The 22590-nt window shown below is 45.3% G+C and carries 18 protein-coding genes; 5 read left to right on the forward strand and 13 right to left on the reverse strand.

Annotation, left to right across the window (positions count from 1 at the left end):
• Positions 1–37 precede the first annotated feature (37 nt).
• The 3 genes from ELR70_RS03605 (at position 38) to ELR70_RS03615 (ending at position 1416) form a co-directional block, all read left to right on the forward strand.
• On the forward strand, positions 38–493 hold the full coding sequence (locus ELR70_RS03605) for a hypothetical protein (protein WP_054013625.1): 456 nt from the start codon (positions 38–40) through the stop codon (positions 491–493).
• Positions 494–620: 127 nt separating this feature from the next.
• Positions 621–953, forward strand: a complete 333-nt coding sequence (locus ELR70_RS03610) for a hypothetical protein (RefSeq protein ID WP_128064467.1) — start codon at positions 621–623, stop codon at positions 951–953.
• 106 nt (positions 954–1059) lie between these two features.
• Entirely contained in the window at positions 1060–1416 is a 357-nt protein-coding gene (locus tag ELR70_RS03615) for a hypothetical protein (RefSeq protein ID WP_128064468.1), read from the forward strand.
• A gap of 161 nt (positions 1417–1577) precedes the next feature.
• Here the strand turns inward: ELR70_RS03615 and ELR70_RS03620 are convergent, their stop codons facing one another.
• Positions 1578–3113 (reverse strand): basic secretory protein-like protein, encoded by a 1536-nt coding sequence (locus tag ELR70_RS03620; protein WP_054013622.1) that lies wholly within the window; start codon positions 3111–3113, stop codon positions 1578–1580.
• Positions 3114–3536: 423 nt separating this feature from the next.
• Here ELR70_RS03620 and ELR70_RS03625 point away from each other — a divergent pair, with 423 nt between their 5' ends.
• The gene (locus ELR70_RS03625) at positions 3537–3737 is read left to right on the forward strand and encodes a hypothetical protein (protein ID WP_054013621.1); all 201 of its coding nucleotides are present in this window, start codon (positions 3537–3539) and stop codon (positions 3735–3737) included.
• A 225-nt stretch (positions 3738–3962) separates the two neighbouring features.
• On the opposite strand, the gene ELR70_RS03630 is transcribed toward ELR70_RS03625, so the two are convergent.
• From ELR70_RS03630 to ELR70_RS03645, 4 genes are all read right to left on the reverse strand, one after another.
• A complete protein-coding gene (locus tag ELR70_RS03630) occupies positions 3963–5798 on the reverse strand; it encodes a hypothetical protein (protein ID WP_128064469.1) in 1836 nt (611 codons plus the stop codon).
• The gene (locus ELR70_RS03635) at positions 5795–6817 is read right to left on the reverse strand and encodes a hypothetical protein (protein WP_128064470.1); all 1023 of its coding nucleotides are present in this window, start codon (positions 6815–6817) and stop codon (positions 5795–5797) included. The genes ELR70_RS03630 and ELR70_RS03635 overlap by 4 nt, the downstream gene beginning before the upstream one ends.
• Positions 6818–7195: 378 nt before the next feature.
• Positions 7196–7930, reverse strand: coding sequence for a zinc-dependent metalloprotease family protein (locus ELR70_RS03640; RefSeq protein ID WP_054013619.1), 735 nt, complete (start codon positions 7928–7930; stop codon positions 7196–7198).
• A gap of 11 nt (positions 7931–7941) precedes the next feature.
• The gene (locus tag ELR70_RS03645; RefSeq protein WP_054013618.1) at positions 7942–8664 is read right to left on the reverse strand and encodes a hypothetical protein; all 723 of its coding nucleotides are present in this window, start codon (positions 8662–8664) and stop codon (positions 7942–7944) included.
• A gap of 713 nt (positions 8665–9377) precedes the next feature.
• Here ELR70_RS03645 and ELR70_RS03650 point away from each other — a divergent pair.
• Positions 9378–10241 (forward strand): hypothetical protein, encoded by an 864-nt coding sequence (locus ELR70_RS03650; RefSeq protein ID WP_054013617.1) that lies wholly within the window; start codon positions 9378–9380, stop codon positions 10239–10241.
• 133 nt (positions 10242–10374) lie between these two features.
• Here ELR70_RS03650 and ELR70_RS03655 read toward each other — a convergent pair whose 3' ends face one another.
• The 8 genes from ELR70_RS03655 to ELR70_RS03685 all read right to left on the reverse strand — a co-directional run bounded on the left by ELR70_RS03655 (position 10375) and on the right by ELR70_RS03685 (position 22587).
• A complete protein-coding gene (locus ELR70_RS03655) occupies positions 10375–12903 on the reverse strand; it encodes a TonB-dependent receptor (protein ID WP_054013616.1) in 2529 nt (842 codons plus the stop codon).
• Positions 12904–13090: 187 nt separating this feature from the next.
• Positions 13091–14158: a hypothetical protein gene (locus tag ELR70_RS03660; RefSeq protein WP_054013615.1), complete on the reverse strand. Its 1068-nt coding sequence runs from the start codon at positions 14156–14158 to the stop codon at positions 13091–13093.
• A 60-nt stretch (positions 14159–14218) separates the two neighbouring features.
• Positions 14219–15697: a hypothetical protein gene (locus tag ELR70_RS03665; RefSeq protein ID WP_054013614.1), complete on the reverse strand. Its 1479-nt coding sequence runs from the start codon at positions 15695–15697 to the stop codon at positions 14219–14221.
• Positions 15698–15708: 11 nt separating this feature from the next.
• The gene (locus ELR70_RS03670) at positions 15709–16581 is read right to left on the reverse strand and encodes a GEVED domain-containing protein (RefSeq protein ID WP_054013613.1); all 873 of its coding nucleotides are present in this window, start codon (positions 16579–16581) and stop codon (positions 15709–15711) included.
• Between the two features lie 10 nt (positions 16582–16591).
• Complete coding sequence (locus ELR70_RS03675; RefSeq protein ID WP_054013612.1) at positions 16592–17839, reverse strand: hypothetical protein; 1248 nt, start codon at positions 17837–17839, stop codon at positions 16592–16594.
• A gap of 55 nt (positions 17840–17894) precedes the next feature.
• Positions 17895–18500: a Hint domain-containing protein gene (locus ELR70_RS25270; protein ID WP_241566271.1), complete on the reverse strand. Its 606-nt coding sequence runs from the start codon at positions 18498–18500 to the stop codon at positions 17895–17897.
• Positions 18419–19921 carry a hypothetical protein gene (locus ELR70_RS03680; protein ID WP_241566272.1) on the reverse strand — a complete coding sequence of 501 codons (1503 nt, stop codon included), beginning with the start codon at positions 19919–19921 and terminating at the stop codon, positions 18419–18421. The genes ELR70_RS25270 and ELR70_RS03680 overlap by 82 nt, the downstream gene beginning before the upstream one ends.
• A gap of 80 nt (positions 19922–20001) precedes the next feature.
• Complete coding sequence (locus tag ELR70_RS03685) at positions 20002–22587, reverse strand: M4 family metallopeptidase (RefSeq protein WP_347232123.1); 2586 nt, start codon at positions 22585–22587, stop codon at positions 20002–20004.
• Positions 22588–22590: the final 3 nt, after the last annotated feature.

A 22590-nucleotide genomic window follows, 5' to 3' on the forward strand; every position in this document is an offset into this window, starting at 1 on the left:
CGCAGGAAAGCTAGCGTATCTTGGAAGTATAGTTGTTATGGAAGCACTTACTATTTTTGAAGCTCCTGTTTCTGGAGCTTTAGGTGTATATAGATATTTTCTATTGACCGGGGTTGTTACTTCGGGTTATGTACTGATTCAGCACTTTTTATATAAAGAAAGAGCGCTGAAGTTAACCATTTTTTATTCATTCTGCCTTTTTACTTTTTTCTATCTTGTTGCGAATTCACAACAAAAATTTTATAAGGCTGTGGTGAGAAACAACATCGTTATTCTATTTTACCCTTCGAATGAGGTGTATTTGGACATAAATGATGTAGAGAAAAGTCAGTTTAGATATAAAAACTATAGAAATTCCAGAGAGGTAACATGTCGGATTTCGCTTATTACGAACGACAAGCGATACAGTAGTGGAGAAAAAGACAGTGGCTGTAAGCAGACGTCGAAGCGTATTAATAAACTTCTTGAAAAGAGAGCTGCGCAAAGGAATTAGCCTTAGGGAATGGTTTTAATGTTATTCAGGATGGGAAGAACCAGATTATAGCTTGGCACCCCTGGTATGGAAAAAGTGCCTGGAAAGAGAAGTTTATCTCATTTTTTATGTAATCAGAGAGCAGGATATGGATTTATTGAATTACTTTGGTTTTGAAGGTTTTATAGGCGCAATACTCGATGTGGGGTTATTTTTCTTATTGGTTCTAGTATATAGAAAAGTACGAGCTATAATACAAGAGAATTCAGAAGTTTGGGTGCAGGAATTTAAGCGCTTTCTTGAAATGCTCATTGCAACTATTGTGATACCTGTGTTTACAGGTTGGGCATCTTTGTTTGTTTTGGAGGATTTAGTTGAGAAATATGCAGGTATTATTTTTATTCTTTCTTTTTATCCTCCATTGATAGCTGCTTTGTATTACCTTTATAAGCTCACTTGTAGCGCTCAGAAAAATGCATAGCGTGGGTTAAATTTTCTTCAGCTGAAAAAACACCGCTGAAGCTGAGACTGGTTAGATATAGCTACCTCAGCGCATTTACCACGCAAAATACATCTTTGGAGTTAACTTGCTTAAGGTATTAATACTCGTTTTATCTATTGGAATAATAGGTTGTAGTACCTACCAACCCATCTCAGGATATCCCGAGAATGGTGCCAATGGGTATTCTGAAAAAGTGCTCAGTGAAAACAGTTTTCTTGTTCGTGTGGACGGCAGAGATACCGAATCATATGGCAGTTTAAGGATGAAGCTGGTGCGCAGAGCCGCCGAGCTATGCCCGGGTTCATTTGAACTGACAGACTACACAATGAAACAGGGCTTTGTGATTCACGCAAAAAGAGTTCACTGGCCATACGTAACAGCACATTTGATTTGTACAGAACTGCCAATAGATAAGTCCGTATTGTTTTCAGGCGGCATATAATAAACGCCTCATAATCGGCGCTTTGGAGAGCTTTGCTGTATAAAAACGCAGTGGTGCGGTGCACATAGCGAACGATATGCCCAGCCTGACTATTAAAGTTCGTGACAGTAGCTGAACTATCATAAGCCCGAAGCAACCAGGCTTCGGGCTTTTACTATCTGCTAGTACTGCAGCTGTCCACCATTTTGAATAAATTGTACGTAGTCCTGCCAGGCTTGCTCTACGCCAATGCCCAGTATATCGTTGAAGACACGGTCGAATGACCAGGTGTAGTTGGTGTAATCCACTGCTGACTGGTTAAACTTGCGGATAAACAGCGGGTCTTTTTCCTGTTTGATGTAATGCAGGAAGAAGCCGGTGGTGGTGTATCCGCCCAGCCACTTTTTAGGGTTGTTGATATCCGGTTGTCTGGTTTTATGAAAACCCGCGCCAATTCGCACGGCATCTGCCAGACCTTCGGTATAGGCCCAGTAAGGACCGCCGTCACCATAGCCATCGTGCGTTATCGGAGAGTTGTTATAGCCATGAGTAACCTCATGGAATAAGATGCCGTCAATTTCGTCGCGGATCGCGTTGTCGTCATTGTTTCCTTCCCGGTAGACTTTTTCCAGATGTTTTGTGCTGACGGCAATGGTCATTTCGCCGGATCCATCCTGGCCGAGTTTATAGGCCACAAAGTCGTTGCCCCAGGCATCTTTTTCTCTGAGTTCAAAGCGCAGGTGTCTGAAGCGTTGCGATTCCTTTGGATCGGTATAGAGCACCTGAGCTACGTCCACGCAGCGGTTTGCCATATGACCAGCAGGGTCGTTGATGATGCGCTTCACCAGTTGCGAACCCGCCGTTTCTGGGTTCATATCAACAAAATCGACCACCGGCTTATCCCAGTTACCGCCGCCATTGTCGCTTTCTTCTTTTATATTGATGGTGTAACTGGTGGCTGACCAGCCATAGACAGAGACATACAGGTTGCTGCCCTGAGCCTGACAGGATTCCGCAGCTGTGGGCGAGGTGCTGGCACACCGGTAATTGTTGGTGGTTGGCTGGCTACCCAGGCCGATATACAGATCAGCATCACCGCTACCTGAGGTGGTTGCCAAGACCTTTCCCGCTACATTGAATGGTCCATAATGCTGCCAATTCCCCTTACTGAGCGATTTTCTGTGTGTGAGTGGCAGAGAATTTCCCGGTGGTGGTGTCACGCCACCCAGCAGTTCAATTTCTGCCAGCTGCAAAATTCCGGCACCCTGGTTGGCTGTGACATTCAGCTTGTAGTGGCGATAGGCCTGACTGTTAGTGACACTATACTGGCGAGTCTGATAGCGTGCAGAGAAGACCTGATTGGTTTGTGTATCAAGTTCGTACCAGGTATTGCCATCATTTGAGCCCAGTAATTGCCAGTCTTGTGGGTCACGGCTTGCCGCATCGTTGGCCGAAGTCAATGTGTAACCCGACACAACCTGAGGGGTATTTAATTGGTAAGCTATCCAGCCTGTGGGCGAGAAGGTCAGCCATTTGCTGTAATGAGAATCATCAAATGCCTTCGTTCGTCCTTCGGCTGTGCCGTTTTCCCCACTTGCGGTAATGACACCTCTGTCAGGCTGAGTCAGATCCGAGCTGGCAAAGCTAGCAGGTGCCATCAGGGCACTGCTCAGGCACAATGCAAGTGTACTTTTTCTGTAGTTGTGGTGTTTTTTCATCCTGTTGCTCTCTTTTACATGTTGTATCTTTATCGTATTTTATTTTTGTATCGTTCCAGTTTTTGATATTTAAATAACCTAAAGCCATCAAGTTTGAGTCATAAATACTAAGGTTGAATAGATTTGGAACGGTCTAAATATTAATCTTGTGAGATGGATTGTCAAATTTATGTAAATATTAAATTGTTTTAAACTTGTACAATTTGGTTATAAGACAGGCAAGCATTGGCGTGCAGCAGTTGCCGCGAAACATTCTGGACATTCCTGCCAGGTGAAGCCTATTGCTATGGATATGCCATGTGCCCAAATTGATTCCATATGGCTTGCTTATGATATTATCCGCCTTTAAAGGGAGCACTACGAAGTCTATCGTTGTAGAAAGTTCTTTTTCGTAGTCAATCACAATAAAAGCGAATTATTGATATGAAATATTTATTCGGTGCGGCGTTGATTCTGACATCCACATTGGCAAATGCAGATGTTAAATCGATATATTCTTCTTTATTGGCCGCTAAAATGTCTAATCAAGATGTTAAGATTGCCATTGCAGGTGATCGTTGTGGCACGTCCCCACTAGACTATGTGAGAAATAAGCCGCCTGTTTCTGGTATTGGCCTTTTCTAAAGATGAAATAGAGCCGAACTGAGGTGCACATTGCCTGAGCAAGTAGTTCTTACTGGGCAGGTTGTTTTCCTTGTGCCTCAATCGAGCAGAAGCGTTGAAGTGACTATAGCCCAAATGCGAGTATCAGCGGCAGAGTAATTTGTTTGACGGTATTGCGTACTTTTTTAAATCAAAGGCCTACAAAGTGTGTAGGCCTTTTTGTTTGCCTGCCTTTTTTAAGCAATGCTAATGGGTGTTTGCCAGTGCTTTGCTGTAAATGTAGTTTACATAGTTATGGCCATTGCTGCGGAGCCCTTCAGAAAGGTAGATAGCCCAGGATTGGTTAAATAAGCTAATGACACGCTCCACTTTATCAGCACTGTGATATGGTGTAATGAGTTTAGGAGAGGTGAAGCCCTCATAGATGGTTCCTTGTGTGCTGTTTAGTACACCATTTAGCTCTTGACCATAATAGATCTTGTTTGGGACTTGACTAAAGTGACTGAGCATTTCTTGTTTGCCGTCATTGTTTAAATCAGCTGCAATTAACATGTCACTTGTTGCGGAACCATTATAAAAATAACTACCAGCTCCAAATGCCGGGAGTGATCCTGAACTGGCTGGTCTGCTTTCATAAATGGTATTACTGGAAAAACGCTGATACATGCGCTGCTTAGGATCTGTGCTTCTGAGACGTCCCGGCTCCATGAGTGACAGCGTTTGCGTACCAGAATAGACCGTTTGATTTTTCCAGCTGGACGTTTGTGCATCCCAGTAAATACCAATAACCTTCTTATCATCAAGCGCCACATACAATTCTTGGTTGGCACTATATATTTCTCCAACACCAGACAAGTCAGCTGCCTGTAGCTTATTTACGGAGATATTGTTTGCGCCATGATATATTGCGTTACCGGAAACTGGGTTGCCGAGGGCATCAAAAGCGGAGCCAAGTAGTTCGCTACTTCCCGCCCAGTTTGTAATGAGTTGATCTGGCTCTGCACCTTTTAGTGACGCGATTTGACTCGCAACTAAGTTGTCCTGATTTGCATTATGAAAGGTCCAGCGTGTGCTTGCTATGTCGTTCAGTTGCCTGTGTTCTACTTCAGATCCAGTGAGAAACAGTCTTGCACCTGATAAATCAGTGCTGTTTTCCTGAAAGTAAATTTCATCTATGCCGTCACCATCCAAATCAGCGACTGCTTTGATATCCAACGCTTGATTTTCTGCGTTGATCCTTTCGTGGATCCCTGACTCGCCAATCAGAAATACATCCCCCTCTGTGTTATCTAGCTTAACCAGCAGGTGCGGGACATCATTACCATTTGAATCTTCCATGGTGATTGCTTTGGCCCATAATGGCTCCAAGTTGCTACGATATCCGTCAGCAACGGGATTGCCAATGCAGTCAATACAATCAGGTTTTCCACCCGTATACAGGGTTGTGCCCGCAGAGACTGAAATCAAAGGTGCATAACGTGAATCCTTGCGAGTGTGAAAATACACTTTCTGGCCAGGACCTTTGATGACATTCATACCTATACTGCGATCTCGGTGTCCCATACGTTGGCTTATAAAGACAGAGAGCTCTTCGCTGCCTTTGGTATTGTAAGCAACAGTGTTGTACGCAAAGTGATTAGTCCAGTAGTTATGCCCCTGACTGTCTTTCTGGGTTTGGCCTCCAGAGGTAGAAAAGAAAAAGTCTGGATAGACATTCGTGGGGTGTTTAAGCGGGTTGTAGAAGTTACCGATACTAGTGTCATCAGCTGGGTTGTATGGAACAATCGTGTTGTTCGCTATCGTATTAAAAGTACCTGATAACAATACTGATGTTCTGGGTATTAACTTAAAGGTATTAAACTGGATCCGTGTTTTGTATGCACCGGCCCGGGTCTGTTCAGCGAGTGGATCGGTCGGAAGCATACACTGAGTAGCGAAATCGAGACACGTTCTTCCACCAAGTTTAATGGCTGCACTTAAAATCATTTCAATTTTATTGTGCTCAATGATCGAAGGCTTCATGTTGCTTAGAATATAGATTGCATGATCTGCAATTTCTTTTATGGTGTTACCGGTAATCACCCATTCTTGCCCATTGCCGTTAACCCCTCTACAAAGTTTTGTATGGTGTTATTTTTGACATGTATTGGCCCGTAACTAAACTGCTGGGCAATGCCTGAATGAAAACCCATACCCGCAGAGTTGATATTGAGATGTGCGGACAGCGCGCCAGAAGCACTGAGTAGCTCAGATAGCATATTCTCGGTTTGGGCTATTGGAATACTGCCTTTGATTACTGAGTTTTGGATTGTGGCATTACCCACAATTGCAATACCAGCCCTTGCGGGATCCAAAATGGTCACATTATCGACTGTGACATCATTACTTCCGCCTGCCAGACCAATCATGATCATGCCTGACCACAGGCGGCGATCTCTGCCATTAAAATAAAGATTGTCATTATTTTCATGCAATGTATAAGCTGGGTTTTGGATATGGTTCCAGTGGTGATCTCCTTCAAATGACAAGTTTTTGATAATAATACCCTGCGCCTTACTTGGCACCATCAATACCACTCTTCCGTGATGTAGGCCATCAAAGCCTTTTCCTGAATAGTACAGCCTCGGAGTCGGCTGATTTGACATCCCTTCAATGGTGATATTGTCCGCTTTAATAAACAGCTTAGGTAAAAATGCGTTGTGGATACCATCAACAGGTGCATCTGGGTGGGCTTCGTATAATTCACTGAAGTTGTAATCGCAGGAGGCAACCATAATCTTAGTGCGTGCAGGTCTTGGCGTTATGTTATTGGCGACTCGCACGGCCCAGCGCAGCTGCTCGGCTCGATTTTTGTCGCTCATATCAACATTGTTTTTTAGTTTTGCTGGCATACCGGCAACAATGGTACTAACACTATCGCTATAAGCACCCAGGTTTTGCGTTTCCCAAAAAGAATTGCTTTGCAATATCAGTGTATTATTGCTGTCGACGCTGCTTGGCAGTGGTGACTCGCAATGATTACTCGCTTGAGCCTGATTAATACTTGATAAAAACACTAAGCAGGAAGCGAAAAACAGGAGCTTCGCTATTTTTTGTATCATGGTTTTAAGGTCCTTCCATTCAAGTTTGATGTGTTCAAAAGAACTGACAAAGCCGCAATATTCAACCGTTTTGATTGTCGCAGCTTTTCATCAGTCCCTGAAAAACTAGCCCATAGCTGGCTGTTGGGCTGTGTATTTTATACCTGAGTAACAGAAGTGGGTAAATATTCTATATTGTTTACTGGGATAATTAACGAGCAATACCAGGCGAGTCTATTTTTAATGTCATGCTGATAGACCCCATCATGTACAGATAGGAGTTCTGTTGATCACTGATTTTAATTTGCTAGCTTTGCCTGACTTTTTAATTAGTGGAACAAAAAGAGCGCTCGTCGAGCGCTCTCATTTCATTTGTCTGATAATAACGCAGGCTATTTGCTATTTCATGTTAGCAATGTCGTCTTTGGTTGCATTCACAGTTTTCCAGGCGTATGACTCGCCTTCAACACCAAAAGGATAGCCGTTTGCTGTCCAGTTAGGGTTTGAGAAGTAGTCATACTGTGTCGCACTACCAAAGACATGTGGGTATGCCATGATGCTGGTGAAGACATTATATACACCATGTCCCATACCATCTTTATATACACCACCTGATGTGTCACCCTGTCTGCGAGCGTGTGTTAAACCCTGGTTGTGGCCTAACTCATGCACAAAGGTGGTTGCACCACAGTCTACAGCAGTAATGGAGTACATCTTATTGACCTGAGATGAGTACAAGTTACCATTGCTACCCTGGCCAACCCAGGCAATACCACAGCTAATGAGATTGCTGCCTGCAGATGAACCAACACCCAATAATGCAACCATGTCAGCATTATTGGCATCACGATATTGTGCGATGGATGCGCTGTCCGTCAGTGCGTTTAACCAGTTTTCGTCAGCTGTTACCTGCGCACTACCGATAGAAGCTGAAGCAACCAGGTTAAGTCTTAAGTTAATTTCATTTTGGCTATAAACCTGATTAGAAAATGAGATCAGCTGGTTAATTTTCGTTTGGATATTCGACGTATTGGCTGCTGCTTCATCACTATACAGGATAGCAATGTCGATTGTATTCGCCTGAGTTAAACCTGAGGCTAAGGTGAGTGCCGTCGCTAAGATTGCTTTTTTCATATTGATTTTCCTTACTTCTTACTTGTTGTTTGAGTGTTGATAGGCGGGGAAAAGAGATCTTTAGCCCCTTCAGCAGGCGCACGCTCTTGAGGCGTGTGCTCCACATGATTCTTATATAGGTCGCGTTTTGCGGCTATCCAGCCATGTTTGCCATGGGATTCAAAAACATAATTGCCAGAAGGGACTGTGAATTGTCCGTAAATGGCATCATTTCCTACGGTCATCACTGAATTATGAAAGCGGTTATCCGAGCCGGTTACCTTTGCAAAAACACTTTTGTCACCATTTGGAAATACATCTACCTGAGTGACTTCCGCACGATGCATTTCGGTGGTCTGTGGAATGGTTAAATCAAAGGTATCCCCAACATCCAGTTGCTGCATGGCTGCCAGGTTGAATTCGACATAGGCTTCTTCACTTATATCTTTTACCAGCACGCCCGCTTCTATTAATACTGCTTGGGCGTCATCAGAGATTGATGCTATTTCTCCAATATCTTGCGGTAATCGTTCCACGTCCTGTGTTATTTCTTTTGTTGTATTTGGAGCAATTTCTATTTGTTGCTTGGGTGAACTTGAAACAACAAGGGGTTCAGCCTTAACTACGTTTTTATTCACTATTAACGCATCTTTTTGCACGCTTGGGGTTTGTGCAATTTCCGGGTTAGATCCGGAAAAAAACCAATATGATATAAATATACCTATTAAAATAAGTGAAAATGTTAGCTTATTCATTTTTTTATTCTTCGGTTGGCTGGGAGGAAAGTGAATATAATTAAAGTTAACAAATGTGTCAATTAGGTTGCAAAACTCTTTTTTTGTAATGTTTTTGTTATGATATAACGAATTATAATTGCTGATAATGAATAAGTATTAGTCAAAAAGTCTGTGTGAAAAGTGAGTTTCAGCGCTATTGAGTAAGCAATAAAAGTGCTTTGTTGCGTCAGGTGAAAATGGCTATGATTATGTATTTATTGCTTTTTTATTTATTTCAGGTAATGCCTGATGACACTGTTTATTTGTCTGCAACGATTTTGATGTCTGTTTTCAACGATCAGCAACTAAGCATTCTCTTACTGAGTGAAAAAATTTACTCTCATGTGAGATATTAATGTGACTTACAGGTAAGCTTTGAGGAATATATTATTCATTTTTATTATATCTATGATTAATGTAATTTGCCTCAACCACCGGCTGGCTGCCACTGATCATAACCCCATGACATAGTATTGATTCGAGATACTTTATTCTCAGACTGATCTCTTATCTTGATATAAGTATTAATTTTGGGAACTGCTTCTTACTCTTGATTGAAATCAAGGTTTTAAACGTCACAGCTTGTTAGAAATGTTGTGAAAATAATACTGGCTAGATTGTGGGTGCAAACATATTGCTACCTTTTGGTTTCATTTGTACCTGTGTCAGCTTGAATCTATAGGAGTAAGGAAATGAAAATAAAACACATAGCACAAGCTTTAATCATCGCTTCCACTGTTTTGTCGTCGGCAGGTGTGTTGGCAGAAGGACATACCAATTCACCTGTGCGGGTTGCCATTGACCATCAAGGTATACCTTATGTGCAAAAAGACGATTCATTTGGTGCCTGGCAGCAAATCGCCCTCCCATATGGGCAAAAAGCGGTTGCGGCTTCCGGTGGGTACTTTCATTACCACTTTGGTACTTCACCCAATGATCCTGGCTATGCATACTATGAAGGCGCGACATTCAGTGTGTCAGAAAGCGGTAATGCATTCAGGTATAAAGATAATAACTGGCAGCCTGTGACCGGCTGCTGGGGAGCAACGGATGTCAGTTCATTCACGGTAGATCATGTTTACTGTGTCAACGGGGATGGCACTTTAAAGAAATTTAATGACGCAACGGAAAATTTCGAGGGTAACTACCGAATCAATAACGAAGTCATTACTAAAATTGATGTTGCACTGGGTGGGGCAATTTGGGCGATCACCGAAAGTGACAAGTTATATAAGTTTAATGGGGTAAGCTGGGAGCAGCAATCAGTTGCCTGCCAAAAGTTATGCACACTTAAAGACATTGCGGTGGGTAGTGGTCAGGTTTATCTGGTTGCCAGCGTGTATGGCAGCAATGATGGCCCGCAGAGTGTATATACACTGAACGATGGCGAGCTGGTTAAGTTTGGCGCTTTTTACAATATTGATGTTGACAGAGAAGGGGTGATCTGGGCTATTTCAAACTACACCCGAACAGTGTTTTACAAGCGCCCGGGTATGAGCGAGTTTGCAGAAGATACACAAATGAGCCAGAGGGTCTCATCTAATATTGGTGGATGATAAGTCCGTCTCAGTGAAGATAAGTAAGGGTAAATGCAGAATTATTCAGCCTGTTTGAACTATTTTTGCAAATAACGCCTTTGCATACCTGTTCTGAAGAGGAAGGGGTGGTAATTACCACCCCTTTTCATGTTTAAAAGCTAAAGCTCACTTTGGCATAGTAAGTCATACCGTCAAAGCCATAGGGCAACGCACGCAATGGATAGCGCATCGCGCCATTGGTAATGAAGTTAAGTACTTCATCCTCGCCTAGCTCATCTGGCGTTTCATCGAACAGGTTATCAATGCCGGCAGACAGTGCAATGCTGTCGGTCAGCTGATAACCCGCGTTGATGTCAACCAGAACGGCTGACTCAACGACACTGGTTTGTTGCCAGCTGTTGGTTGGCGACAAGAAATCTGGCAGCACAATGTGCCCACCAGCAAAGTAGCTGACTTCAGTTTTACCAAAGTAATTAAAGCGCAGTAGCGCATTCCAGTCGTCCTGCTGGTAGTCAAAGGTTAGCGTGGCGCGTTCTCTTGGCTGACCATGAGTAAGGAATGAGCGTCTTTGTGCATCAAGCACAATGTTGTCAGGAATGCCCTGAGGCGCATTTACTTTGTCAATCTCGGTCTTATTTTTATTTGCTGCAAAGGTGATGTCCAACTCACCAGCTGCCAGAGCCAGTGAATAGGAAGCGATTAAATCAAACCCTTGGGTTGTCGAATCAAGCGAGTTTGAGAAAAAGTTACCCTGTACAGCCCCGGTGGCCGTTAATGCGGCGTTAGCTGCCGGGAAAGCGTCCAGCTCATCACTGTTGACGCCAATGAAGCTGCCAAGATTAATGCGGTCGTAAATCTTGATCTGATAGAAATCCAAAGTGACAGACAAATCGTTGCTAACATCCCAGGCCAGACCTAAGTTGTAGTTGTCAGAGGATTCCAGTTTCAGACCATCTACGCCAAGCGCAGCTGGGAAGGGAGAACCCGCAGTTGCGGTATAAGAGGTAGCCAGTGCGCCATCTCCACCCAGTGTTGTGGTAAAGGCGGTATAGCCCGATTGTTGCAATGACGGAGCTCTGAAGCCCGTTGAAGCTGCGGCACGCAGCGCGAGATCTTCCGTCAGTTCATAGCGGGTAGCCAGTTTCCAGATGGTGTCATCGTTTGAGTCAGACACATCTTCATAGCGCAGTGCTGCGCTAACCAGCCAGTCTTCATTGAGCAGGGTTTCTGCTTCAATGTATATGGCATGGCTGGAGCGATCGGCTTTATTGGCTGCATCCGGTCTGAGCCCCTGATAAGCCTGAAAGCCGCAATCGGCAAAAATTTCAGCATCAATCACAGATGGGAAAGAACGGTCAGAATTCGATACGCCACATGCATAAGACGCTACCTCACCCGGAACAATCTCATAATTTTCCTTACGGTATTCGGCACCTACAGACAGGTAAACCGGTTCGCCACCATCAATGTCAATAATGCCGCTGATATCCAGGTTGGTGGTCCACTGGTCGAATCTGAAGCCACCTGAATAACCGCCTCTGGGACCAGCATTGTTGGCAATGTCTTGGGCCGATGCGTTGGGGTTACTTGCCAGGTATTCAGCAGCATAAGACGAGTTGATTGTGTTGGATGACGAATAATCGTACTGGTTTTCTCCGTACACACTGGATACATCGAATGCCCAGTCTGGGTTGATATCGCCTTTCAGGCCAATTGCGAAGGACAGATCTTCAGCTTCGTTATCGATCCTCGGTAGAAAACCATCCGGATACACCTGGGGTACGTTGCGCTCTGCACGATTAAAGTCGCGGTAAAAGCCATTGCCTAAGGCTGTGCGGTTTGAAAAGCCGGCAAATGAATATAATTCTTTATCACCCACAGGCAGCGCTGCGTTGTAGAACACTGAGATAAACTCACTGTCAGAATTGCCCTGCTTCCAGCGTACATCATCGGATAAAGTGCCGGGGGCGGTGGTTGAGGAGCCACCTGTATCACGCTCGGCCCGGTTGGTACCATCGGCATCGCGATATTCTAAGGAGACATTGATAAAGCCGCCCTGGCTGCCCAAATCAAACCCTCGGTTCAGGCCCAGAGAATAGGTATCCCCATCGCCTTCGCCAGTCGAGCCAGCCTGTACAAAACCTGTCGTGACACCGGTGCTGTCGTTCAAAGAAAGGTTGATAACACCCGCTATGGCATCAGAGCCATAACGCGCTGCGGCGCCGTCTCTGAGTATCTCGACATTTTTCAGTGCCATCATAGGGATGGAGTTCATATCTGTGCCCGCGGCACCAGCTCCAACCGTTCCAGATAATCCAAAGATGGCCTGAGTATGGCGGCGTTTACCATTGACCAGAACCAGAGTTTGATCCGGCTGAAGGCCACGTAATGTTGCCGGTCGGAACAAGTCAGAGCCATCCGAAACCTGAGTCCGGCTAAAGTTAAATGATGGTGCTATGGATTGCAGGCTCTGACCTAATTCAGTAAAGCCGCCTTTGTTTAGTTGATCCGTGTCCAGTATGTCTATGGGAGAGGTTGACTCCGTGGCCGTCCGGTTGGATACCTTAGAACCCAGTACCGAGATGGTCTCTATGTTTTGTTTGTCGGCTTGTTCAGCCATCGCAGCGGAGCACGCAAAGAGTGCCAGTGCAACTGGCGAAAGTTTAATAGTCGTTGTCATCACTTCTACTACTCTGTTGATGTTATGTAATTATTCTGTGTTTGTTGAGCAGACGTTGACATAAATCAAATTTGAGTGCAATCGGATTGGACTAAAGTAGAAGATGAATTTTATTCATTTCGATGTGAGTAGCTCTCTTAAGTGGCTAAAAAGACTAGCCACTTGAGTGAGAAAATTACATGCTTATCTATGGCCCACACTGACTTAACCAGGGAGATGCCAGGCAAGTTTGGCGTAGCGTTTGAGCATCGCTGAGCGCTATCTGGGCGGCCTCAAACTGGGCTTCCAGTGCCGGTTTTTCGGCCTCACTGGCCACCGCTAAGAAGGCTTTGGTGCGCTCCAAGTGTCTGACAGCCTCACCATACTGATGTTCTGCCCAACGCCAGGTTGCTTCATACAGGGTATTACTCATCACAGACGCCCAGTCGGCGGCACCATAGTGGCCTGAATCCTGAAAACTTTTTACAACAAAGCTACGAGGCACTTTGTCTAAGTCGGCCAAATCCAACATGAGTCCATTGGGGTCGAAACTATATGCCACGAGTTTTTCCAAAGTTTGCAGGCAGGGTGTAATGTTACCCCCACGGCAATAGGTCGGTTGCTCGCTGAGTTGCTGCTGCAGTTTAGCTGGTAATGGTCCATTTGAGTTCACATCGACGCTGAACACGGCATTTTCTGCATACTTTTCGATTTCTTTGACCTTAGTGATGGTCTTTTTGAAAAACAGCAAACGTATCTTAATTTTAATTACGAAACGTTTATAATCTTCTTCGGTCCTAAAGTGTAGCCGCGTGTTGACGAACAGATCGCGGCCATAGTTGACCTGATAGACAAAGTGGCTACCGCAGTTTTTGAGATCCACACCGGCTTTTACCTGACGATCTTCTAAGGTGCTGTAGCCTTCATCAAACTTGAGATGAAGTTGCGATGTAAGTGTGCGTTGATCGGTGGCATTGCGATGTGTCATTGAGGTTGACACACTACCGGCAATAATGAACAGATTAACACCACCATGTACCTCGCCGAACGTACGACGTTTTATCAAGGTCTCGTCAACGCGTTGGAAATAATCCAGACTGCCGCTGAGTTCATTATGCAGCACTGATGTGCCTTGTAAGCAAGTATCACTCAGCTGATGCATGTTTGGGTCAAAAGCCCGGCCAAGGTCATTAGCACCGACTTTTTCACTGTAATAGACCTGGCTATGTGCGGCAAAAGAGCACGCCAGAGTCAGTAAAGGTAAAAACTTTTTCATATCCGCTCCCTGAAAAGAAATCGCAATGTGCTCCGGCACATTGCGATTAATTATGGCAGGTTATTGCGCAAACGCCGTACCGTATGTGGTCAGAGCGCCTTCACATAAACGCCAGTTCAGGATCCCACGGGCCGGAGCTGTGACGTCGATGAAAGTCGGAGCCCAGCGCATATTTCTGAAACGGGCGCTTTGCTCTTCAGTGACGATACCGGCACGCACGGCCTCTTGTCTTGCCAACTCACATTGCTTCCAATCTTGCTGATCGTTGCTTGGCAGTTGCAAGTCAGTCACATTGTAGGTGGCTGGGCAGTTTTTACCGCGTTGTACACAGGCGCTCTTCATTTCCTGCACCTTGTTTTCACACGCGTAACCAAACGGGTTGTCGCGGCAAAACTGTGCGGCATTGAAGAAGAACCAGGCATTGTCATAAGCCAGATCTTTGATCTGCTCCACGGCAAGACGCTGAGATGCTGGTAAATAGGCATAGTAGCTATTGAGCAGCTTATCGGCACGTTGTTCGTCCAAAATTGCCTGCTTGAAATCATCTTCAAGTTCACTGATCAGCCATTTTGTCGCATTTCTGACTACCTGATACTCTGGCACTAACGCACGCAACGCCAGTGAAGAGTTCTCATAACGCGTGGTGTAATAACGCACCACGTTATAGTCACTCAATGAGTTGAGCTGCGAGTTGAAACCAGACTTAGCATACTTGACGGCTTCATAGAACATATCAAAGCATGGCTCTGGGTTGTCCAGTGAACACGTGATGATGTTGTTGGGTATGATGGTTAACAGCTGCTTTGGATCGCCCCCTTGCTGAATCGCACGTACCGTGATCTTCACTGAAGATTTGGTTTCATCCTTCAGATACCTAAGTTGGCCGCCTACGTTGAATACACCCCCATATAAATCCACATCCAGATAACCACCAATATCTGATTTGTCCTTGTTACTACCGTAATCGATCTTAAGGTTTACCAGAACATTTGCGCCGTATTCAATACCCGTTACAAACTCATCACCAACCAGAGTTTGCAGTTTGGTCTGATGGTTGTTGGCCACATCACTACCTACTTGAGACAGGGTATAGCCCTGATTTTGATCTTTAGGTAAGAACAGGCGCTTTTTAGGTGTGCTTGAGGCACTAAATGTGTATGAACTAGAGTAAGTGCTGGAAGCCATTTCTTTAGCCAATGAAGCACCGGCCGATACTCGTACTACCGGGAAATTGACGTCGACATCTACACTACCGTTCAGGGTATTGAGCATATCATCGTAGCTCATATCAATGCCGGTTTTGAACTTGAGCTCGGTATTACCGAAGGTCTCATCAATCACACCCGCAACAGGCTGTACATTGAGAAAGCGTTTCTTTTGGCTGTCATACGCTGTACCCATGGCAACATGATCGTTGATCAGGCCTGAGATCACAGAGCCAGACAAGTTGGCGCTCGAAATGTTCGCCTCTTTTTCTTGTGCAGCAAGGCTTTGTCCTGTCATTGCCAATGCAAAAACAGATAAATAAATAGGTTTCATATCATCTTTCCTTAACGAACCGTTACAAGGTAGTCTTCGACTTCACCATATTGAACACGGGAGCAAGCGTTGTCAGAGCCACCACCCGCATCGGTTGCAATGCGCATCAATGTCGTGCCTTCGGGTACATCCGCCGGAATGTCCATGGTAAACTTGAACACCCCATCTGATGCAGATTTGTAGACCATTTCACTGTTGTCTAGCTGGCCATTGTGATCCCAGTCAACCCATACTCGAGCAACGACATACGAAGGAAAATCAGGCTCCAGATTACCCGGTGTGATAGACACCTTGACGCTTCGGTTTGCGGGCAAGGTAACCACTTTACCCGATACCATAGTGTGTGCTTTGGTACCCGATTGATGTTCGAAGTCTTCAATGGTGACTTTGGAGATCCATTCCCACTCGTTGTCAAAGCTGGCATTGTCGCAGTAATTATGTGACAGCACCGTGGTTTTCAATGCCACAGGCTGATACTCTGGCGGCATAAGTGTACATGCCTGATTGTCACTGGTGCCTGCAACCCAATCATAAGGGTTGCTGAAATCTTCATTAGCAAAGGTCACATATTGTGCTTTGCCCGCAGCAATTTTATCTGCCGACAGCCATAGCTCTTTGAGCTGGCGTAGCTTTTCTTCTTTGCTGACAATGTCACGGGTATCGAACATCTGCTCCCATAGTTCTACGAGTAAACCGTCGTAGCATTTTTGCATCCAGGCGAATCTGCCCTGAGCTTCTGTCACTGTTAGCATGTCACCCAGCTCGCTATAACGGGCGGCTTGTAGTTGGGCATCGCTGAGATCTTGTGCCTGTGCTGTAGCACCCAACAGGGGTAAAGCCAGGGCGGCAGACACAATCGATGTGCTTATAGAAAACTTTTTCATAATGGTATCCTTACTTTAATACGTCGCTGATAGCGCTGTAGTCGCGATAGTAAGCTAAGTTACCTGACTCATAGTCGAGGCAGTAATTTCCTTCAGGATTGCGTTCACAGTAGTCGACCATATCTGCAAACAAGTTGGCATTGGCGCGACTGGATGTTTCGATCTCCTGTAGTTGGTTCAGCTGCTCTGCGCTAAATTGTGCGGCATAGTAGCGCTGTAGGTTTTTCGCTCTGCGGTAAGTGAGTCGCTCTTCAATCCAGCGTGAAGTCAGCTCTTTAATAACGAGCTTGGTCAGGTAGTTGACTGGGGTGTAGCCCGCGTCAGGGATTAACAGTTGCAAGCCTGCGCCCGAATCCAGGTATTTTGCGACATAGCTATCAGTGATGTTGTAATCATCCAGTGAATTAAACTGGTTGATGTAATCCGATTTCAAATAGTTTACAGCAGCTTCGAACAGGTTGAAGCAAGGCTCCGGGTTTAGCAGCGTACAACGCATAATGCCATTGGGGATGATGTTCAGCAGTCGGTTTGGATCGCCGCCACTTTGATAGCCGCTGATGGAAATTTTAACTGACTGTCTTTTCTCTTCGTCAATTTTTTGTAGCTGGCCATCAACTTTGACCTTACCTATCCAGTCGACACTGAGGTAGCCACCAATCTGGCGTTTGTCTTCCTCATTGCGATAATCAATTTTCATGTTAATCACAACGTTGGAGCCATAGGCAAAACCCTGTACAAAGCCATCACCAAGGTTTGCTGCTTTGTTACCAGGATAAGCTTGCGCCAGCTCTGTGGCTGCCTGAGTTGGTTGATACCCTTGGTCTGAACTTGGCATTAAGATACGAGACTTAGGTTTGACCGACGAATACACGGTATAGGTACCTGTGTAACGGTCGGCACTGATATCTTTTGCATAGTTTGCGCCCGCATCAACGCGCACAGCCGGGAACTTGAAGCCGGCATCGACTTTACCGTCGATGAGTTTCAGCGCCTGTTCATATCTCAGATCAACGCCAACACGAAAGTCGATGCTGGTATTGCCCAGATGCTCAACGGCCATGCCTTGCACAGACTGAATGCCCAGTAAGACATCGCCTTTGCTTTGATGTGCTGTACCAAGCGGCACTAAATCTATGCTTTTTGCCTCTGCGGAAAGCGGGGCTAATTCGCTGAGTTTCTCTGGCGTTTTGGTTGCCTGCGCGAGGGCCTGGGATGTCGTTAGTGCCAGCGCAAGGCAAATGAATTGATTTTTATTCATTGTGTTCACTCCGTGAAGAGGCCCCCTTTAGAGGCCTCACTGGTTTGTTTCCTGCTTATTGAATGCTGTTTAGGTAATCTTTATGCCAAGCTTCAGGAATTCGATTCAGGACGTCTTGTGTTGTTTCCACTTCATCCTCAAATTCATTGTCACTTTGCATTGCCAGATCGCCCACCTGCAGGCCATTTGCAAACATTGAGAAAGTTTCACCGGTAATGTGCTTTGGATCCTCAGAGGTACGAGCTAGTTTGAGGTTGTAAACATTGTCCTCATATTTCACTTGCTCAATCTTTGTGACCAGCTCCAGGCCATTGGTGGTGTGAATACGGTCACCTTGCTGAACTTTATTGGCCCAAGCCGAGACACCCGATTGAGTGACAACCGGGTGCGACTCAGTAAGTAGCAGCTCTTTACCTGAATCTGTGGTGATCTTGATCATAGGCAAGGCTTCAACACCGATTGATACGTCTTTGATTTCAAGTGGCATGTGTGAGTTTGGAGCAAACTGACTTGCGCCAAGTACTAAGTCGCCAACCTGTAACTGCTCGATAGGTAGTTGCTTACCATTGGCCAGCATGATCATCGAGCCTTTTGCGAGACAGCTATACACCATCTGCATAGGTGGATGCTCAATGTCTGTCCAGGTTTGCTCTTCAGGCATGTCTGTGCTGCCCACAACGTAGGTGAAATTACGCAGACGTTTTCTGCCACGCATTTCTGCTCAACTTCAATCGATAAGTTCATGATCCAGTGCGCATCTGCGTAGCGGCCATAAAGGGTTGCGTCACCAAATACCCCTTTTGAGCGTGGGATATTCCATGAGATGCGAGTGTAGTCGTAGATGTTGTCACCGACTTGCTTTTTCAAATATTTCAGTGAAATGTGATCAGAGAAAAGGTGCTCTGAGCCCTGATAACCCCCTAACTTGGATGCACCACCGCCTTCTTTAGTCTGAATGAAAATTTCGGTGCCATGGTATAGACCCATAGGTTGGGTGCCCGCAGGTTTGATCGCATAGCTTGGGTTACCATTGGCGTCATAAGTGACATCTTTGGTGCTCCAGTCCGGGCGATAGATTTTGGTTACTTTACCCATGACATCACGATAGCCGGAAAACGGTACAAGCACTTTTAATTGGTCATTTGGTGTACCACTAGGGTAGACCGCGTCGTAATCACAGTCATTGTACATACGGTTCAGACAGATTTTGATACGGTCCAGTGTCGGATCAGCATTGATCTCTTTTTTATCAACCGGGTTAGTGACAGCGCTTTCCAGAATCGCACCTTGCTGGATGGTCGGCATAGATGACGAGGGCAGTGCTTCAGTCCACGCCTGAGTTGACGCAGTGGCCTGCTTTAGGTCTTGGCTGGCTGAAAGCGCGTTCTGATAGCCCAATTCTGCCAGCAGAGTTTCTTTAGAATATTCAACGATGGTGTTTTTGTCTTCAGCAACTTCGTTGCCATTTTCATCGATATACACCACGGTCACCCAGGCGTCAGCGAAAATTTGCTCTGCAGCAAGCAGTCTTGGCATGATATCGCTGAGTTTGCCAAGCGAAGCTATGTCCATACGCTTTTTAGAAATCCCTTCTCCATAGTACTCAGCAAAACGAGGTATGGTGATGTCCTGGCCATTTTCGTCTATCAGTGCAATGTCGATAAAAGTGTAGGTCGTTGATGCAACTTCACTATTGATAGCAGAGATCATCACATATTCAGTGCCTGACGCGTCTTTAACAGCTCTCAAACCCATGTGTTTGAAAAAAGAACATACTTTATCAGCGTTACAATTTGAGCTAATGCTATTGTTCAGACTGCTAAGTTGCTCTGTCTGAGCAGTTTTGAGCCCAAATTTTTTGGCCTGTTCGCGTTTGTCCAATAAATTGAACAGATGTGGACGGTTACTCTTATTAAGGCCATGCTTACTCAGTCGTTGTTGTACTTTTTCTGCACTGCTCAATGCCTGAAATTTTAAAGTAGACTTAGGTAAAGCGGTGCTATTTTCGGACAAAGGACTCGCGACAGTAGCAAGAGAAGCCCCTCCCAAAGCAGCGATGACTGCTAGGCTAACAAGTTTCATAAAGTTTCCTTTTTGAGTGGTTTTATGAGGTAGCTCGTAGGCAAAGTTGCCTTTGCCTACATTACTGCGAGCGGTTTTAGTTAATATCGGGTGACTCTGATTTTGAGATCTTCAATTTCACCGTAATTAAATCTGTTACAAGCATCTGACTTATAGTCATTGGCCGGACGCTCTTCTAATTTAGAGCGCAATACAAACCATTTCGACCAATCCCAGCTGCTGACATTGGGCAGTGTCAATGATTTTGTGGCGCTGATCCGGCAATATTCTGAACCGGAAACTGTGGTGCACTGGCTATTGTCTATCCAGTAGTTGTAGTTTGGATCGTTGTCTAACCCGGATTCAGAAGACTCGAAACCATCTTTACCATTTGCATCCAGCCAAATGGTGAAGCGCACATCACGATTACCATTTTGTAGCAAGTTTTCGGCAGTAGAGCGAGGCATCAGATTGGTCATGATTTCAACACTGATATAGGTTCTTCTCTTAATATCGGTGCCGCTTAGAGTGTTCAGGCTGTACCCTTCACGATTGAACCCTGCTGCGGATGGGACATTGGCAAGTAATGTTGAATAATTGAATAGCTTCATGTCGTCGATATAGATGACATCGGCATTGGCGCCATTACTGATCTTGGCTGGACATGCGTTTACAGGATCCAGTGAGATGCGGGTTTGTTTGGTATCTGTCTCACTTTGGTCGGCGTACTGTATTTGTAATGATACATCAAACTGACCACCGTCGGTTGGATAATCAATTATGCCGGGATCTCGTGCAGTGCTGGTACGATTATCAAAACCGAATTGCCAATAGAATTGTGGGTTTTTAGCATCATTGACCTGAGAAGTGTTAGTGAATTTAACCCGGTTGCCATCCAGGTACTGCACCTCAAAATCAGAGATCAGCGGTAGGTTGTCTGAGTCCACATCCATCATTACATCCACAACCTGAGCGTTGTCTGCAACACCACATGCATCTAGCAGAGAATAGTCAAACTCATTGTTAGTAATGGCGACGCGCAGCAGCCCAAGACCACGATTAGTCTGTTGATCAAGCGTGAACTTCACGCTACTCCCGGAGATGGTTTGACTTGACAACACAGCTTCATTCGATTCCATCAGTCCATTTCTGTTGCTATCAAAGTACACGGAAACACGTTTTCCACTGAGGTCCTGAGCAAAGCTCAGAGTGTGCTCTCTCGGTTTTGCGACAGGCCAGGGCGTATCTAGTTTTGCTCTGTATCCGGCGTTGAGTCCCGACAAAGTAAAGTTATTAATAGACAGAGTACTGGTGTGTAACACAGCATTGTTCATAAACGGCTCACAGCGCAATGCTGCAGGGCGGCTATAAAAATGGTTGTAAGCCGACTGAGTTGCCTGGTTCCCATTTTGATCCTCGGTGGTTACGTTGACAGAGAATCGGATCAGGGTGTCTTCAACAACCTGTTTAGTGCGTTGCAAGTAGGGGTAGATGGGTGTGCCACTGTCACGTTGCCAGCTTTCACTTTGGCCGTCACCCCAGTTCACGTCGATGCTGCGAATGGTATCTGGAGTGATACGACTCAAATCATAGCTGGCCTGATTGTAGTTAAGCCATGCATCGGCGTCCAAAGTAGACAGTCCAATACCAGTAGAAATACCGACACCAGCCAGGCTGTGTGATACATCTGCCTTGATTTGGTTCAGAGATTTGTTGCCGACTTGAATATGGGCGGTTTGATCAACCAGACAGAAGCCAAATTCATTTAAAGACATGCCAGAGAATACGCAGCCAGACGTGTTGGCGCGCAAAAATAAGCGATAGGCTTGTTGGATGGTCCAGCCCTGTGTTTTGACAAGCTCGTAAAACGCTTTTCTTAAAACACCACCATTATCATGGCCTGTTTTAGCAGTGGTAAAATCTTTAACGTGATCTATGCTTCGACCATCCCAGGAAGGTAATTCAAAGAAACGTGCTGCTTTATCCTGTGGGAACACATCCCAGCCATACCACCACTTACGATTCTTAGTGTACAACCCTGCTTGGTCAGTAAATTGGTCGGCAAATGCCTGAGACTGTGTGTAAGCGCCCGATGCGGTATGTTGATAATAGTCGAGTATTGCAATCGCAGAGATATCGGATAGCCCTTCGTTTATTGCACTGTCGACGCCTTCTCTGCTCAGCCCAGAATTCCACTCGGTAATGGCATGGGTAATTTCATGTGCAGCAATGCTCATCCCAGTCAGAGCAAAATACTCATATCCGCCGTTGCCCGAGCCATAGTTAACAAACTCACCATCCCACGAAGCGGAGTTAGTGCCAAAAATAGTGTTTCTGTTTACTTTCTGGGACAGTGGTTTAATACAATAGCCGTTGCTGTCGCAGTCAATACTTTGTTGCGGGTACAACGCCTTTAATTGTGTATGGAAGTATTGCATAACCAGGCCGGCGTTAAAGTGTGCTTCGTTTGCCGGGCTGTAGCTATAGTAGGCGTCAAATGTCTGGTCAATCTCGCGTTTGACAAAGTTTTCGTTATTCGTCTGACAGACATAAGATACCGGTGTCGTTTCGGAGACTGCTGCATCGTAAGTCACCACATATGGGTTATCTAAAATACAGTTGTTGTTTTCTTTTTTGACGATGAATGGGTAGCCATTAAATTCAGAAAAAATAGCGTTCTGGCTCAGGTC

The sequence above is a fragment of the Pseudoalteromonas sp. R3 genome (genome assembly GCF_004014715.1).
Lineage (GTDB): Bacteria > Pseudomonadota > Gammaproteobacteria > Enterobacterales > Alteromonadaceae > Pseudoalteromonas.

Coding starts and splice junctions, on each gene's coding strand:
- ELR70_RS03605 (WP_054013625.1), top strand. CDS start 38: ATGGAAGCACTTACTATTTTTGAAGCTCCTGTTTCTGGAGCTTTAGGT.
- ELR70_RS03610 (WP_128064467.1), top strand. CDS start 621: ATGGATTTATTGAATTACTTTGGTTTTGAAGGTTTTATAGGCGCAATA.
- ELR70_RS03620 (WP_054013622.1), bottom strand. CDS start 3,113: ATGAAAAAACACCACAACTACAGAAAAAGTACACTTGCATTGTGCCTG.
- ELR70_RS03625 (WP_054013621.1), top strand. CDS start 3,537: ATGAAATATTTATTCGGTGCGGCGTTGATTCTGACATCCACATTGGCA.
- ELR70_RS03635 (WP_128064470.1), bottom strand. CDS start 6,817: ATGATACAAAAAATAGCGAAGCTCCTGTTTTTCGCTTCCTGCTTAGTG.
- ELR70_RS03640 (WP_054013619.1), bottom strand. CDS start 7,930: ATGAAAAAAGCAATCTTAGCGACGGCACTCACCTTAGCCTCAGGTTTA.
- ELR70_RS03645 (WP_054013618.1), bottom strand. CDS start 8,664: ATGAATAAGCTAACATTTTCACTTATTTTAATAGGTATATTTATATCA.
- ELR70_RS03650 (WP_054013617.1), top strand. CDS start 9,378: ATGAAAATAAAACACATAGCACAAGCTTTAATCATCGCTTCCACTGTT.
- ELR70_RS03655 (WP_054013616.1), bottom strand. CDS start 12,903: ATGACAACGACTATTAAACTTTCGCCAGTTGCACTGGCACTCTTTGCG.
- ELR70_RS03660 (WP_054013615.1), bottom strand. CDS start 14,158: ATGAAAAAGTTTTTACCTTTACTGACTCTGGCGTGCTCTTTTGCCGCA.
- ELR70_RS03665 (WP_054013614.1), bottom strand. CDS start 15,697: ATGAAACCTATTTATTTATCTGTTTTTGCATTGGCAATGACAGGACAA.
- ELR70_RS03670 (WP_054013613.1), bottom strand. CDS start 16,581: ATGAAAAAGTTTTCTATAAGCACATCGATTGTGTCTGCCGCCCTGGCT.
- ELR70_RS03675 (WP_054013612.1), bottom strand. CDS start 17,839: ATGAATAAAAATCAATTCATTTGCCTTGCGCTGGCACTAACGACATCC.
- ELR70_RS25270 (WP_241566271.1), bottom strand. CDS start 18,500: ATGCCTGAAGAGCAAACCTGGACAGACATTGAGCATCCACCTATGCAG.
- ELR70_RS03680 (WP_241566272.1), bottom strand. CDS start 19,921: ATGAAACTTGTTAGCCTAGCAGTCATCGCTGCTTTGGGAGGGGCTTCT.